The organism is Streptomyces sp. NPDC053513, from assembly GCF_044544765.1.
Lineage (GTDB): Bacteria > Actinomycetota > Actinomycetes > Streptomycetales > Streptomycetaceae > Streptomyces > Streptomyces litmocidini.
The window spans coordinates 1-14,721 of sequence record NZ_JBITXP010000041.1 but is presented as its reverse complement, the minus strand read 5'-3'; the positions used below and the strand labels follow the sequence as shown (position 1 = coordinate 14,721).

14 protein-coding genes are annotated in these 14,721 nt (G+C 73.8%); 9 read left to right on the top strand and 5 right to left on the bottom strand.

From position 1 onward, the window contains the following. Positions 1 to 109 precede the first annotated feature (109 nt). Positions 110 to 1,039: an ADP-ribosylglycohydrolase family protein gene (locus tag ACIGW4_RS36700; protein WP_123457229.1), complete on the bottom strand. Its 930-nt coding sequence runs from the start codon at positions 1,037 to 1,039 to the stop codon at positions 110 to 112. A gap of 53 nt (positions 1,040 to 1,092) precedes the next feature. Further along, positions 1,093 to 2,010, bottom strand: coding sequence for a hypothetical protein (locus tag ACIGW4_RS36695; protein ID WP_399585933.1), 918 nt, complete (start codon positions 2,008 to 2,010; stop codon positions 1,093 to 1,095). A 197-nt stretch (positions 2,011 to 2,207) separates the two neighbouring features. Here ACIGW4_RS36695 and ACIGW4_RS36690 point away from each other — a divergent pair, with 197 nt between their 5' ends. Continuing rightward, positions 2,208 to 2,876, top strand: a complete 669-nt coding sequence (locus ACIGW4_RS36690) for a MerR family transcriptional regulator (protein WP_399585909.1) — start codon at positions 2,208 to 2,210, stop codon at positions 2,874 to 2,876. Positions 2,877 to 3,138: 262 nt separating this feature from the next. Here the strand turns inward: ACIGW4_RS36690 and ACIGW4_RS36685 are convergent, their stop codons facing one another. Further along, positions 3,139 to 3,975, bottom strand: coding sequence for a siderophore-interacting protein (locus ACIGW4_RS36685; RefSeq protein ID WP_399585907.1), 837 nt, complete (start codon positions 3,973 to 3,975; stop codon positions 3,139 to 3,141). A 91-nt stretch (positions 3,976 to 4,066) separates the two neighbouring features. After that, positions 4,067 to 4,972: a 5'-3' exonuclease H3TH domain-containing protein gene (locus ACIGW4_RS36680; RefSeq protein WP_398710757.1), complete on the bottom strand. Its 906-nt coding sequence runs from the start codon at positions 4,970 to 4,972 to the stop codon at positions 4,067 to 4,069. A 274-nt stretch (positions 4,973 to 5,246) separates the two neighbouring features. Here ACIGW4_RS36680 and ACIGW4_RS36675 point away from each other — a divergent pair, with 274 nt between their 5' ends. The 4 genes from ACIGW4_RS36675 to ACIGW4_RS36660 all read left to right on the top strand — a co-directional run bounded on the left by ACIGW4_RS36675 (position 5,247) and on the right by ACIGW4_RS36660 (position 9,568). Beyond that, a complete protein-coding gene (locus ACIGW4_RS36675; protein WP_399585905.1) occupies positions 5,247 to 6,320 on the top strand; it encodes a glycine betaine/L-proline ABC transporter ATP-binding protein in 1,074 nt (357 codons plus the stop codon). Next, positions 6,313 to 8,124, top strand: a complete 1,812-nt coding sequence (locus tag ACIGW4_RS36670; RefSeq protein WP_398710709.1) for an ABC transporter permease/substrate binding protein — start codon at positions 6,313 to 6,315, stop codon at positions 8,122 to 8,124. The genes ACIGW4_RS36675 and ACIGW4_RS36670 overlap by 8 nt, the downstream gene beginning before the upstream one ends. Before the next feature lie 141 nt (positions 8,125 to 8,265). Beyond that, a complete protein-coding gene (locus tag ACIGW4_RS36665) occupies positions 8,266 to 8,817 on the top strand; it encodes a helix-turn-helix domain-containing protein (RefSeq protein ID WP_123450552.1) in 552 nt (183 codons plus the stop codon). Between the two features lie 37 nt (positions 8,818 to 8,854). Further along, positions 8,855 to 9,568 (top strand): helical backbone metal receptor, encoded by a 714-nt coding sequence (locus tag ACIGW4_RS36660; protein ID WP_359591946.1) that lies wholly within the window; start codon positions 8,855 to 8,857, stop codon positions 9,566 to 9,568. Here ACIGW4_RS36660 and ACIGW4_RS36655 read toward each other — a convergent pair. After that, positions 9,495 to 10,664 (bottom strand): TDT family transporter, encoded by a 1,170-nt coding sequence (locus tag ACIGW4_RS36655; protein ID WP_399585902.1) that lies wholly within the window; start codon positions 10,662 to 10,664, stop codon positions 9,495 to 9,497. The two genes, ACIGW4_RS36660 and ACIGW4_RS36655, sit on opposite strands and share 74 nt — an antisense overlap. Positions 10,665 to 10,734: 70 nt before the next feature. Between ACIGW4_RS36655 and ACIGW4_RS36650 the strand changes: the two genes are divergently transcribed. The 4 genes from ACIGW4_RS36650 (at position 10,735) to ACIGW4_RS36635 (ending at position 14,472) form a co-directional block, all read left to right on the top strand. Further along, positions 10,735 to 11,706 carry a LysR family transcriptional regulator gene (locus tag ACIGW4_RS36650; RefSeq protein ID WP_399585899.1) on the top strand — a complete coding sequence of 324 codons (972 nt, stop codon included), beginning with the start codon at positions 10,735 to 10,737 and terminating at the stop codon, positions 11,704 to 11,706. Between the two features lie 244 nt (positions 11,707 to 11,950). Next, positions 11,951 to 12,331, top strand: a complete 381-nt coding sequence (locus ACIGW4_RS36645; protein ID WP_399585896.1) for a hypothetical protein — start codon at positions 11,951 to 11,953, stop codon at positions 12,329 to 12,331. A gap of 78 nt (positions 12,332 to 12,409) precedes the next feature. Continuing rightward, complete coding sequence (locus tag ACIGW4_RS36640) at positions 12,410 to 12,991, top strand: carbonic anhydrase (RefSeq protein ID WP_399585894.1); 582 nt, start codon at positions 12,410 to 12,412, stop codon at positions 12,989 to 12,991. Positions 12,992 to 13,002: 11 nt separating this feature from the next. After that, positions 13,003 to 14,472 carry a SulP family inorganic anion transporter gene (locus ACIGW4_RS36635; RefSeq protein WP_359591948.1) on the top strand — a complete coding sequence of 490 codons (1,470 nt, stop codon included), beginning with the start codon at positions 13,003 to 13,005 and terminating at the stop codon, positions 14,470 to 14,472. Positions 14,473 to 14,721: the final 249 nt, after the last annotated feature.

Here is a 14,721-nt window from a genome sequence, read left to right as displayed (position 1 = left end):
GGGGTGAGGTGCGCGGGGCTGAGACGGGCGGGGTGAGGCGGGCGGGGCACTGGAGGGTGCCTCGACAGTGACCGACTCCGGACCGAGGTGTTCGACTCCCCACCGATCCTTACGCGGCAGAAGCGAGGGCCCCGGCCAGGTCCCGCAGGTCTCCGGCGCGCAGGACGCGGTCGGCGTGGCCGGGGAGGGGGACGTGGAGGGGGGAGGTCCAGCGGGTGGGGATGGCGCCCGGGCCGTACACCGCACCCGCCAGGGTGCCCGTCACGGCGGCCACCGTGTCCGTGTCGCCGCCCAGGTCGACGGCGGCGGCGAGGGCCTCCTCGAAGGAGCCGGTGGTGCGCAGCGCCCAGACCGCCGAGCCGAGACAGGGCCAGACGGCCCCGTTGAACTCGGTCGCCTCGTCCGGGTGCCAGCCAGGGGCGAGTACCGTCGCCCACCGCTCCCGGTGCGCGGGGGCCACCTCGGCCAGAGCGGCGGGCACGGCGGCGAGCGGGTCCTCCCCGAGGAGGGCGACCCGGACCAGTTCGTGGAGGATCGCCGTGCCCTCCCAGGCGGCGCCGTCGCCGTGCGTCAGGGCCGCGATGCGGCGGGCGGCGTCCATCGTCTCCGTCCGCCCCCGTGCCGCGAAGTACACGGCCGAGGTGGAGGCGCGCATGAGCGAACCGTTGCCGGCGGCGCGCCCGTTGACCTGGAAGTGCAGCGCGGCCGCGACGTCCCAGGCGTCGCCGCCCAGCAGCACCTGCTCGGTCTGGAGGCCGATGTCCTTGGGGTCGGCCGCCGCCCAGCGTCGGAAGCGGTCGAAGACGTCCGGCAGGTCGAGGCCGCCCCGTTCGAGGAGCGACTCCCCGAGGAGGACCGCCATCTGCGTGTCGTCGGTCGCCTCACCCGGATCCCAGCCGCCGCCCCCGCACAACTCCCCGACACCGTCCGGGAACCGCTCCCGGAACACGCCGGGCAGACCGAACTCGAAGGGAGCACCCAGTGCGTCACCGACGGCGGAACCGAGTACGGCGCCCACGGCGCGGTCGAGGTCGAGCATCCGGCCAGGGTAGACCGCGCGGTGGCCGCGCGGTCCGCCCCGGTGGTCGCCGGTCACGCCGGGACCTTCTCCGCGGGGGCGGGGGCGGAGGAGGCGGTGGTGGTGCGGAGGGAGAGTGCCGTGGCCGTTCCGCCGAGCAGCGCGATGGCTCCCGCGCAGGCCAGCGTCGTGGCGTCCGGTGACAGGAGCGCCTGGCCGCGGAGGGCCTGCCAGGTCAGGAGGGCGAAGGTCGCCGCGTACGCCGCCGAGGCCGTGACCGTGAGGCGCAGCCGGATCCGCTCGTCGGCCAGGCGGGCGAGGACGGGGAAGCGGGCGGAGCGCGCGGCGAGGGCGGTGAGGACGATCAGCACCAGCGGGAGCAGCTGAAGGGCGTGCATCCCGAAGAAGTGGGCGATGCGAAGGTCGCCGCCGGTGGTCGCCCAGCCGGTGAGCGGCATCGACGGGCCGCCGTCCGGGACGCCGACGCTGTGCGCGCCGATGATCGGCGAGTCGTCGACGGCCAGTTGCTCCGGTGTCGGGCGGACCATCAGGAAGCCGACGGCTGTGCCCGCCAGGGCGATCAGGGAGGACAGCCGGACGGCCCAGGCCATCGCCCGGTCGAGGATCCGGGCGCGCAGCAGGAGCACCGCGATGACCAGGGCCGCCAGCCACAGCACGGCGACGGTGGCGCCCATGAGCGAGAAGACGGCGCTGTCGAAAGCGGTCGCCTGGTTGAAGTGGCTCTGGGCGCCGCGGATGACCTGGAGGGTGATGAGCACCATCTCGACCGTACTCGCGACGGTGATCACCGTCCCGGCCCACCAGCCGACCCGCCTGCCGCGGGGGAGCAGCGAGAGCATCCAGGCCAGCGAGAGGCCGTAGGCGATGAACGAGACCGAGAACTTGAACGGTTTGGTCCAGATGGGGACGCCGACCAGTACCCGGTCGTCGACGACGATGCCGACGGCGGAGACGAGGGCGAGGACGCCCATCGCGGCGACGAACCAGACCAGGGGGCGGTGCAGCCGGAGCGGCGGGGTGACGTGGGCGCGTGGGTTCGACGAAGACATACGGATCCCCCCGTGGGAAGGTATGGATAGTGGCACTCGCCACTATCTGATAGCGCCACTATCTATGATGGGGGTGTCGGTCGGCAAGGCCGGAGAGGAATCTGGAAGGTGAACGCGCTGTGCGCATCGGAGAGTTGAGCCGCAGGACCGGGGTGTCGGTGCCGACGATCAAGTTCTACGTACGGGAAGGACTGCTGCCCGCCGGCGAGCTGACGAGCCCGAACCAGGCGTCGTACGGAGAGGCGCACGTGCAGCGGCTCCGCCTGATCCGGGCGCTCCTCGACGTGGGCGGCCTGTCGGTGGCGGCGATCCGCTGCGTGGTCGCGGCGGTCGACGACCCGGAGAGGTCGGTGCACAAGGTGCTGGGCGCGGCGACCGGCCCGCTGGTGCCGCGCTACGACCGTGAGTCCCGCGAGGGCGTCGAGGAGGCGCGGAAGACGGTCGCCGGGCTGATCGAGGCCCGGGGCTGGCACGCCGACGCCTCCAGCCCGGCGGCGGAGGCCCTCGCGGTGGCCCTCACAGCGCTCGACGAGGTCGGGCACGGGCGGTTCGCCGAAGTCCTGGACGCGTACGCGGACGCGGCGGAGGGGGTGGCGCGGGCCGACCTGGACTACGTGGCGCACCACGTGGCGCGGGAGGAGCTCGTCGAGAGCGCGGTCGTCGGCACGGTCCTCGGCGACGCGATGTTCTCCGCGCTGCGCCGCCTGGCCCAGACGGACGCCTCGCAGCGCGCTTTCGGCCGGGCGGCGCAGGGGAGGGGGGCGGGGGAGAGCGGGGGAGCGGAGTGACGGAGAGGCCCGGGGGCGAGCGCTGGAGGGCTCTGGGGCGTGTGGCGAAAAGGCCCGGGGGCGAGCGCTGGAGGGCTCTGGGGCGTGTGGCGAAAAGGCCAGGGGCCGAGGGCGGAGGGGCCCGTGGCCGGGTGGCGGAGGGCCCGGGGGTGAGGGCGGAGGGGCCCGCGGCCGGGTGGCGGAGGGCCCGGGACCGAGGGCGGAAGGGCCCGTGGCCGGATGACGGAGGGCCCGGGGCTCTCGTCGCCCCGGGCCCCTCGGCTCAGCTCTCCTGCTCGCGCTCCACCTGGTCGTTCCACTCGCGCTTCATCGCGCGCCAGCCCTCGTCCGTCTTGCCCAGGCGCCAGTAGCCCGAGATCGACATGCGCTCCCTCGGCACGCCCCGGTCGAGCCGCAGGTGCCGGCGCAGCTCCTTCACGAAGCCCGCCTCGCCGTGGACGAAGGCGTGCACGTCGCCCGCCGGGAAGTCCAGGGCGGTGACCGCCTCGACCAGCGCCTCGCCCGTCGGGCGCGCGCCCCGGTGCAGCCACGTGACGTCGATGCCCGTCCCCGTCGCCAGCTTCTGCTCCTCGGCCGCGTCCGCGACCTCGATCAGGACGTGCGCCCTCGCCCCCTCCGGCAGCCGCTCCAGGGCCGACGCGATCGCCGGGAGCGCGCTCTCGTCGCCCGCGAGCAGGTGCCAGTCCGCCGCCGGGTCCGGCGCGTAGCCGCCGCCGGGGCCGAGGAAGCGCACGGTCTCGCCCGCCCGGGCGCGCGCCGCCCAGGGGCCCGCCAGGCCCTCGTCGCCGTGGACCACGAAGTCGATGGTCAGCTCGTGGTGGACCGGGTCCCACGCCCGCACCGTGTACGTCCGCGTCGTCGGCCACTGCTCCCGGGGGAACTCCGCCCGGATCCGCTCCATGTCGAACGGCTCCGGGTAGGTGACCCCCTCCGGGGCGAACAGCAGCTTCACGTAGTGGTCGGTGTAGACGTCCGCCGAGAAGCCGTCGAGTCCGGGCCCGCCCAGCACGACCCGCACCATGTGCGGAGTGATCCGCTCGGTGTGCACCACACGGGCTTCGGTGGCCTTCGGTGCCTTGCGGGCCGGCTGCTCTGCCACGACGGGCTCTCCTGACTCTGCGTACTTAGGTATGCCTAAGCTAGCATCCTCGGGCAAGAGGGGCTCGTCGCGGCCCGGGCGGCCCCTCCCGTCAGCGCTCCAGGACCGGCAGCAGGCGGCCCACCGCGCCGCCAAGACCCCAGCGCTTCACCAGCGCCTCCAGGGCCTCCGGGTCGCGGGGAGCGGCCGGCAGGGCGGCGTCGAACTCCGGGAGCGGCACGTCGGCGGCGACCCGCACCACCGTCGGCGCCACGTCCAGGTACGCGGCCGCCTCCACGATCCCGCGTCGCTTCGCCGGCGTCAGCCTCGACGTCGGGTCCTCCGCCGCCGCCCGGACGCCCGCCAGGTCCCCGTACTCCGTGATCAGCTGCGCCGCCGTCTTCTCGCCGATGCCCTTGACGCCGGGCAGCCCGTCGCTCGTGTCCCCGCGCAGCGCCGCGAAGTCCGCGTACTGATCGGGCCGCACCCCGTACTTCGTGCGGATCAGTTCCGCGTCCACCAGGTCGCAGTCGCCGACGCCCTTGCGCGGGTACAGCACGCGGACGCCCCGGGCGTCGTCCACCAACTGGAACAGGTCGCGGTCGCCGGTGACGATGTCCACGGGCCCGCCGGCGCGGCCCGTCAGCGTCCCGATCACGTCGTCCGCCTCGTACCCCGCCGCCCCGACCCGCGCGATGCCGAGCGCGGCCAGGACCTCCTCGATCACCGGCACCTGCGGGGACAGCGTGTCCGGGACCTCCTCCACGTCCGTGCCCGTCTCCGTCTCCACGGCCACCCGGTGCGCCTTGTACGAGGGGATCAGGTCCACCCGCCACTGCGGCCGCCAGTCCTCGTCCCAGCAGGCGACCAGGTCGTCGGGGCGGTGGTCCTGGACGAGCCGGGCGATGAAGTCGAGCAGCCCGCGCACGGCGTTCACCGGGGTGCCGTCCGGCGCCCGGACGGAGTCCGGCACGCCGAAGTACGCGCGGAAGTAGAGGCTGGCGGTGTCGAGGAGCATCAGGCGTCGCGTCACACCCCGATCATGCCGCACCCCACCGACAGGGCCCTCCGCTCCGCGCGGAACCCCCTTCGGGCCCCGCGCGTGACCCCCGTCACCTTTGCGTTTGCACCCGGTGAAGCGGGGCATGCGCGAGCCCGGAGCGGAACCCGGTACGGGATTCAACGAAAAGGATCGCCGTACGCGACGGGCCCGCGGGCCGATCCCGCCCGCTCCACGGCCCAGCCGCGCGGGGGTGGTGGGGCCGTTCTTCATTGCTACCCGTGAGGTGTATGTGTCCAGGCTCCAGGCCGACCATCTGTACAAGGTGTTCGGCAGACGACCCGACGAAGCCGTCCGCAGGCTCGCCGACGGCGCCGAACGCGAGGAGCTGCGCGCCGAAGGAACGACCGCGGCCGTCGTGGACGCGGGCTTCGTCGTCGAACCCGGCCAGATCTTCGTGGTGATGGGCCTGTCCGGCTCCGGGAAGTCCACCCTTCTCCGCATGCTCAACGGCCTGCTGGAACCGACCGCCGGCCGGGTCCTCTACGACGGCCACGACCTCACCGCCCTCTCCCCCCGCGAGCTGCGCGAGGTCCGCTCCACCAAGATCAGCATGGTCTTCCAGCACTTCGCTCTGTTCCCGCACCGAAACGTCCTGGAGAACGCCGCCTACGGCCTGGAGGTCCAGGGCGTGCCCCGCGCCGAGCGCGAGACCCGCGCCGCCGAGGCCCTCGAACTGTGCGGCCTCGCCGGCTGGGAGAAGTCCTGGCCCGACGAGCTCTCCGGCGGCATGCAGCAGCGCGTCGGCCTGGCCCGCGCCCTCGCCACCGACGCCGACCTGCTCCTGATGGACGAGTCCTTCAGCGCGCTCGACCCGCTGATCCGCCGTGACATGCAGGACCAGCTCCTCGTGCTCCAGCAGCGCCTGAAGAAGACCATCGTCTTCATCACCCACGACCTCAACGAGGCCATGCGCCTCGGCGACCGGATCGCCATCATGCGCGACGGCAGGATCGTCCAGCTCGGCACCGCCGAGGACATCCTCGTCCGCCCCGCCGACGACTACGTCGCCTCCTTCATCCAGGACGTCGACCGCTCCCGGGTGCTCACCGCCGCCGCCGTCATGACCGACGACGCCCCCGTCGACTGCCCCGACGACTGCGCCTGCCGCCCCGTCGGCCCCGACACCCTCGTCGCCGACCTGTGCGCCGCCGCCGCCCTGGCCCCGCACCCGGTGACCGTCGAGGACGCCGACGGCTCCGTCCTCGGAGTCGTACCGACGGAACGCCTCCTCGCCGTCATGGGCGGTGTCGCCGCGACGAGCGTCCCGTTCCCCAAGCCCCGGGAGGTGACCGCCCGTGCCTAGGCTCCCCCTCGGCCAGTGGGTCGACAGCTCCGTCGACTGGCTCCAGGCCCAGTTCTCCTGGCTCTTCGACGCCGTCACCACCGGCGTCACCGGCCTCTACGACGGCATCGACGCCGTCCTGTCCGCACCCCAGCCGCTGCTCTTCGCCGGCATCCTCGCCGTCGTCGCCTGGTGGCTGCGCGGTCTGGCCGCCGGTGCGCTCGCCTTCGCCGGCTTCGCGCTCGTCGACTCCGTCCAGCTGTGGGACGAGGCCATGGCGACGCTCTCGCTCGTCCTCGTCTCCACCCTCGTCACCCTGGTGATCGCCGTCCCGCTCGGCATCTGGGCGGCCCGCTCGAAGACCGTCAGCGCCGTCCTGCGGCCCGTCCTCGACTTCATGCAGACCATGCCGGCGATGGTCTACCTCATCCCCGGCATCATCTTCTTCGGCGTCGGCGTGGTCCCCGGCATCATCGCCACCATCGTCTTCGCGCTGCCCCCGGGCGTGCGCATGACCGAGCTCGGCATCCGCCAGGTCGACGGCGAACTCGTCGAGGCCGCCGAGGCGTTCGGCACCACCCCGCGCAACACGCTGCTGCGCGTCCAGCTGCCGCTCGCCCTGCCGACCATCATGGCCGGCGTCAACCAGGTCATCATGCTCGGCCTCTCCATGGTCGTCATCGCCGGCATGGTCGGCGGCGGCGGGCTCGGCGGCGCCGTCTACCGCGCCATCGGCAACGTCGACATCGGCCTCGGCTTCGAGGCCGGCGTCTCCATCGTCGTCCTCGCCATGTACCTGGACCGGATGACCGGCGCGCTCGGCCGCCAGGTCTCCCCGCTGGGCCGCCGCGCCGTCGCCAAGGCCCGCGCCGCGCTGGGCGCCAAGCGGCCCGGCGCCAAGCTCTGGACCCACCGCCCGCAGCCCGTCACCGCCCTCGTCGGCGTCGTCGTCCTCGCCCTCGCCGCCGGCGGCATGGGCTTCCTCGGCGGCACCGGCGCGTCCTCCACCACCGCCTCGGGCCCGAACGGCGGCCACGGCAAGAAGGTCAGCATCGGCTACATCCCCTGGGACGAGGGCATCGCCTCCACGTACCTCTGGAAGGAGCTCCTGGAGCGCCGCGGCTACGAGGTCGAGACCAAGCAGCTGGAGGCCGGCGCCCTCTACACCGGCCTCGCGGGCGGACAGGTCGACTTCCAGACCGACGCCTGGCTCCCCGTCACCCACGCCCAGTACTGGGAGAAGTACCGGAACAAGCTGGAGGACCTCGGCTCCTGGTACGGCCCCACCTCCCTGGAGCTCTCCGTCCCCTCGTACGTGAAGGGCGTCGACTCCCTCGCCGACCTCAAGGGCAAGGCCGGGCGGTTCAAGGGCCGGATCGTCGGCATCGAGCCCAGCGCCGGAATGATGGGCCTCCTCAAGGACAAGGTCCTGAAGGACTACGGCCTGGAGGGCGAGTACAAGGTCGTCGACGGCTCCACGCCCGGCATGCTCGCCGAGCTGAAGCGCGCGTACGACCGCAAGGAACCCGTCGTCGTCACCCTCTGGTCGCCGCACTGGGCCTACTCCGCCCACGACCTGAAGAAGCTCAAGGACCCCAAGGGCTCCTGGGGCGAGGGCGACGGCGTCCACACCCTCGCCCGCAAGGGATTCGCCGCCGAGAACCCCGAGGTCGGCACCTGGCTGAAGGACTTCAAGCTGTCCGAGAAGCAGCTCACGGACCTGGAGGCCGTCATCCAGGAGACCGGCAAGGGCAAGGAGCAGCAGGCCGTCCGCACCTGGCTGGACCGCAACCCCGGCCTCGCGGAGAAGCTCGCCCCCCAGTAGGGCCCTTCGCTCACTGACCGAAAAGGGGTGGTCGCCGAACGTGTTCGGCGACCACCCCTTTTCGGCACGACGCGAAACCCCGCCCCAAAGCTGCGTAAGGTTCAGGTAACCGACCGGTACGAGCAGGGGGAGGGAGCCGACATGGACGAGAAGGAAGCACCCCGCGTGGGCGCGGCCGTCAAGCGGCGCCGCAGAGCGCTTCAGCTGACCCTGGCCGTCGTCGCCTCCCGCAGCGGCCTGTCCGTCCCCTTCCTCAGCCAGGTCGAGAACGATCGCGCCCGCCCCAGCCGCCGCTCCCTCGAACTCGTCGCCGAGGCCCTGGAGACCACGGCCGGTGAACTCCTCGCCGCCGCCGAGGCCTCCCGCACCGTCGACGTCGTACGGGCCGGGGACCGCTCGCCCGGCCTGCCCCCGGGCGTCCGGGCGCTGGTCCGCGGCCGCCACCAGCTGCACGCCCTGGAGTTCACCGGCGAGCAGGACGCGGGCCGCGAGTTCCAGCACCGGAACGACGAACTCCTCTACGTGGCCGACGGCGCCGCCGAGGTCGAGGCCGAGGGCCGCGCCCACCGCCTCGGGCGCGGCGACACGCTCTACCTCTCCGGCGGCGTGCGGCACCGCTGGCGCGCCACCGAACCCGGCACCCGCCTCCTCGTCGTCGCCGTCGGCGACCACGTCGAGGCCGAGGTGGAGTGAGGGCCGCACACCGATGAGAAGTGAAGGCCGCGCACCCATGAGAGTCGTCTCCCTCGTGCCCTCCCTCACCGAGGCCGTCGCCGTCACCGCCCCCGGCGTCCTCGTCGGCGCGACCGACTGGTGCAGCCGTCCGGCCGGACTCGACGCCGTCCGCATCGGCGGCACGAAGAACCCCGACGTCGCGGCGATCACGGCGCTCCGGCCCGACCTCGTCATCGCCAACGAGGAGGAGAACCGCGCCCCCGACCTCGCCGCCCTGCGGGCCGCCGGACTCGACGTCCTGCTCACCGAGATCCGCACCCTCGACCAGGCGCTGCGGGAACTGGAACGGGTCCTCGCCGCCTGCGGCGCGCCCCGGCCGCGCTGGCTCGACGAGGCGGAGGCCGCCTGGGAGGCCGTCGAACCCCTCGAACCGGCCACCGCCGTCGTGCCGATCTGGCGGCGGCCCTGGATGGTCGTCGGCCGTGACACCTTCGCGGGCGACCTGCTCGCCCGCCTCGGCGTCCGGAACCTGTACGCCGACCACCCCGAGCGCTATCCGCGCGTCCCCCTCGACGAACTCCGCGCCGCCGCCCCCGATCTCGTCGTCCTGCCCGACGAGCCCTACCGCTTCACGCGCGACGACGGCCCCGAGTCCTTCCCCGGGACCGCCGCCGCCCTCGTCGACGGGCGCATGCTCACCTGGTACGGCCCGTCACTGGCCGAGGCCCCCCGGGCACTGGCCCGGGCCCTTCGAGCAGCGCACCGCTGAACAGCCCGCGCGCGGTGTGGAGTCCGGCCACCAGCCAGGCCGCCACGAGGAACACGTACAGGACGATCGCCAGCCACCGGAACGCCGCCAGACCGGTGTGCCCGGCCAGGCCCTCGGCACCGGTCACACAGGTCCCGACCGGGAAGGTGAACGCCCAGAAGGTCATCGCGAAGCCCATGCCCCGCCGCCGCGCCCGCAGCACCATCGCCCCGGCGAGCGCCAGCCACAGCAGCGCGAAGCCCATGACGGGGACCCCGTAGAGGACGGCGAAGGCGGCGAAGCCGTGGGCGTACGGGGCGGGCAGCACGCCCGCGGCCGTGTCGGCGAACTTGTTCGCGGCGGTCGTCGACTGGCCCAGCGGGCCGAGGACCAGGAAGAGGGTCGGGGTGAGCGCGAGCGGCAGCGGGCCGCCGGTGACGAGCCGTCCGAAGACCAGCGGCAGCATGACCAGGGTGGCGAGCAGGCTGACGCCGAACAGCGCGTAGCAACCGATCAGCAGGGTCTGCCGGCCCTGCCCAGCGGGCAGATGGGGCACGAGCAGCGGGCCGAGCGCGGCGGACACCATGGGGGCGACCACCGGCAGCAGCCACACCGGCGACGCGCCCTCGATCCGGTGGTGCACCACCATGAGGTACGGGACGCCCACCGCGGCCACCAGGCCGATCGCCGTGCCGACGGCGAACAGGACGGCGTCGAGGGCGACGGCCGCCGGAAGCCCCACCCAGTCCCGGCCCACGACCATCGCCCCGCCGCCGACCGCGAGCAGCGCCATCGACAGACAGCCGTAGAAGGGCGCCGTCGCCGGGTCCATCAGATGGGCGCGGGCCCGGTCCCGGTGGCGGGCCCAGTGCGCCGCGCGGGCGGTGAGCAGGACGAGCAGCATGGCGAGCGACAGGACCCAGACCGCGGCGCAGGCAGTACGGAGACCGGGAACGTCCAGCGGGAGGGCGGCGCCCGCGGTGGCGACGGCGGCCGTGCCCATCACGGAGGCGTACCAGTTGGGTCCGAGGTGACGGACGGAGCGGGTCGCCCGGGCGCCGGGGGTGGTGGCGCGAGGGGAGGGGAGACCGGGGAGAGAAGGTGCGTGGCTTGCCATGCCCCGATCGTTTCGCGCCGGAAAGGCCCCCACCAGGGACGTTGCGACTATGAGGCCATAAGCTGGCTTTATGAGCAGCGAGCAGGGCAAGAGGCCGACCCCCGACTCCCCTCGGGGCGTCTCCCCGGGGGTCGTCCCCCACCGGCTCCTCTCCCACCGGGTCCCGGACCTCGGCGCGCTCGAACTCCTCCTCGCCGTCGCCCGGCACGGCAGCCTCGGCGCGGCCGCCCGCGAGGTCGGGATCACCCAGCCCGCCGCCAGCAGCCGGATCCGCTCGATGGAGCGGCAGCTCGGCGTGGCCCTGCTCGACCGTTCCCCGCGCGGCTCCCGGCTCACCGACGCCGGCGCCCTCGTCACCGACTGGGCGCGGCGCATCGTGGAGGCCGCCGAGGCCTTCGACGCGGGCGCGCAGGCGCTGCGCGGGCGACGGGACTCGCGGCTGCGGGTGGCCGCGTCCATGACGATCGCCGAATACCTGCTGCCGGGCTGGCTGATCGCGCTGCGCGCCGAGCGTCCCGACACCGCCGTGTCGCTCCAGGCCGGGAACTCGGCGGCCGTCGCGGAACGCCTCCTCGCGGGCGAGGCCGACGTCGGCTTCGTCGAGGGGCTCGCCGTGCCGGACGGCCTCGACGGCGTCGTCGTCTCGCACGACCGGCTCGCGGTCGTCGCCGCGCCCTCCCACCCGTGGGCCCGGCGCCGACGCCCGCTCGACCCGGCCGAGCTCGCCGCGACCCCGCTGGTCCTGCGGGAACGCGGCTCCGGCACCCGGCAGGTCCTCGACGCGGCACTCGCCGCGCACGGCGGCCTCGCGCAGCCGCTCCTCGAACTCGCCTCCACGACGGCGGTCAAGGCCGCGGCGGTGAGCGGGGCGGGGCCGGCGGTCCTGAGCGAGCTCGCGATCACCGAGGAGCTGGCGTCGCGGCGCCTCGTCGCCATTCCGGTGGAGGGGGTGCTGCTCCGCCGCGACCTGCGGGCGGTGTGGCCGACGGGTCCCCGCCCGACGGGCCCGGCGCGCGACCTGCTGTCCCTGACGCGGGGCTGACCGGCGCTCCGGGAGGCTTCGCCCTTACCTGCTCGGCGGTTGCCATTACCTGCTCGGCGGTTGCCGTTCAAGGGCGGGTGCGCGTCAAATATTCTCGGATTTTCGGGCTCGCTTCCGCCTGTAACGTCCGGTTAACCCTGCAAGCGACTTTGCTGAGTTATCGTCTTCTTGACTGATCGTTGACCAATCGTTGGTGATCCCCACACCTGGTGAGTCGTTCCGGGGGAGGCATATGCAACCAGCAATGACGGCCCGGACGGGGCTTTCGATCCTCGCCGTCCTCCTCGTCGTCCTCCAACTCCTCACCGCCGCCTCCTTCGCAGCCGCACACGCGCCCCCGCACACCGTGGCCGAGGCGCCGTTCGGGACGAAGCCCTCCGGGGCGACCCCGCACGACGAGGTCGTCACCTGTCGAGACGCCGAGCTGCCGGGAGACCCGATCGGTCCCCCGCGCACCCGCGACCGCCACCGCACCGCCGACAAGCCGGCCGCGTCCGAACGTCCGTCGCCGCCGCGCTCCGCCCCGACCGCACCCCGACCGCCCACGTGCGGTGCCGCGGATCCCTCCCCGGCGCGATCGCCGGGCCTCCACTCCACGGCTGGACTCCAGGTGTTCCGCTGCTGAGCGGCCCCCGCGCCCCCCTCACACCTGCCCCGCACGCCCGACGCGTCACCACGACGCGCCAGGAGGAGCCACCACGCCATGCAACCCCTCATCGACAACGCGCGCACCTTCGGACAGCGCCCCGAGGAGTTCGCCCCACTGGCCGAAGGCCAGTCCCCCGAGGTCCTGTTCATCACCTGCGCCGACTCCCGGGTCGTCCCCGCCCTGATCACCGGAGCCCGGCCCGGCCAGCTCTTCGAGCTGCGCACCGCGGGCAACATCGTCCCGCCGTACGGCTCCGGCGCCCCGACCGGTGAGGCCGCCACCATCGAGTACGCCGTGGAGGTCCTCGGCGTCCAGCACGTCGTGGTCTGCGGCCACTCGCACTGCGGCGCCGTGGGTGCCGTGGTGCGCGGCGACGACCTGGACTCCGTTCCCGCGGTGCGCGACTGGCTCGCGCACGCCGCGGAGGAGCCCCGGTGCGCCGACCCGGCCGACCCGGCGGTCGCCGAAGCCGTGCAGCACCACGTCCTGACGCAGCTGCTGCGGCTGCGTTCCTACCCCTGTGTCCGCAAGGGCCTCTCGTCAGGGCGGCTCAGCCTGCACGGCTGGTACTACGAGGTCCACACCGGGGCCGTGCGCGAGCACCGCGCGGACACCGACGCCTTCGAAACGCTGTGAGGGGCGCCGACATGACCAAGTTCCCTTACTTACGCCAGGACTTCGCCGCCTCCCTCGTCGTGTTCCTCGTCGCCCTCCCCCTGTGCGTCGGCGTCGCCGTCGCCTCGGGAGTCCCGGCCGAGCTCGGACTCGTCACCGGCGTCGTGGGCGGCATCGTCACCGGTCTCCTGCGGGGCAGCAGCCTGCAGGTGTCCGGGCCGGCGGCGGGGCTGACCGTGCTGGTCTTCGAGGCCGTCACCGAGTTCGGGCTCGCCACGCTCGGCGTGATCGTCCTCGCCGCCGGGCTGCTCCAACTGGCCATGGGCGCCCTGAGGATGGGCCGTTGGTTCCGGGCGATCTCCGTCGCCGTCGTCGAGGGCATGCTGGCCGGCATCGGTCTGGTGATCATCGCCGGTCAGCTGTACGCGGCGGCGGGCCTGAAGGCTCCCGCCTCCGGCGTCGACAAGATCCTGGGGCTGCCCGGGGCCGTCTTCGACGCCTTCGGCGGCACCGCGGCGCCGGTCTCGCTCGCGGTCGGCGCCGGCACCATAGCCGTGATGGTGGGGTGGAAGCACCTGCCGAAGCGGGCGCGGACCGTGCCGGGCGCGCTCGCCGCGGTGATCCTGGCGACGGCGGTCACCCTGGCGTTCGGCCTGCCGGTGGCCACCGTCGAGGTGAACGGCCTGTTCGGTTCCGTCCGGCTGCCCGGCGCCGACGCCCTCGGCGAGCTGGCCGACCCGGCCGTCCTGGGCACGGTCCTCGCCTTCGCCCTGATCGCCTCCGCCGAAAGCCTGTTCAGCGCCGCCGCGGTGGACCGGCTGCACGACGGTCCCCGCACCCGGTACGACGAGGAGCTCATGGCGCAGGGCGCGGGCAACGCGGTCTGCGGTGTGCTCGGGGCCCTGCCGATGACCGCGGTCATCGTCCGCAGTTCCGCCAATGTGGCGGCGGGCGCGAAGACCAAGGCCTCCCGGGTCCTGCACGGCGTGTGGCTGCTGCTGTTCGCGGCGCTGCTGCCGGGGGCGCTGGCGCTGATCCCGCTGCCCGCGCTCGCCGGCATCCTGATCCACGCGGGCTGGAAGCTGATCCCGTTCCGCGGGGTCGCGGCGCTGTGGCGGGCACACCGGGGCGAGGCGCTGATCCTGGTGGCGACGGCCGTCGCGATCGTCACCGTGAACATGTTCGAAGGCGTGCTGATCGGGCTGGCCCTGTCCGTAGCCAAGACCGCCTGGGAGACGTCGCACGTCCGACTGGAGGTCGTCGACAAGGGCGCAGGCCCGCTCCAGGCGCACCTGTCGGGCAACGCGACCTTCCTGCGGCTGCCGAAGATACTCGACAGCCTGGAGGCGCTGCCCCAGGACCGGCCGATCGTGGTCGACGTCTCCGGCCTGCACCACCTCGACCACGCCTGCCGTACGGCCCTGGAGACGTGGGCCGAACGACACAGCGCGGCCGGTACGGAGCCCGTGAGGGTCACCGACCCAGTGAAAACCGCTCCCTGACGGGCCCCGCGCCGGCTGTGGGCACCCGCCTGCGGGGCAGCGCCCCCGTTGTGGGCACCCGCCTGCGGGACGGTGCCCACCCCGCTGTGGCTGCGCCCGCGGGGCGGTGCCCCCGGCCACCCCGTTGCGGGCTGCGCCCGCCGGGCGGTGCCCACCCTCGCGCCCCGTTGTGGGCAGTCGTTCCGCTGGGGCGGAACGGGTGGGCACAACGGACCCGCGCCCTGCCGGCGCCCGAGGCTCATGTGCCTG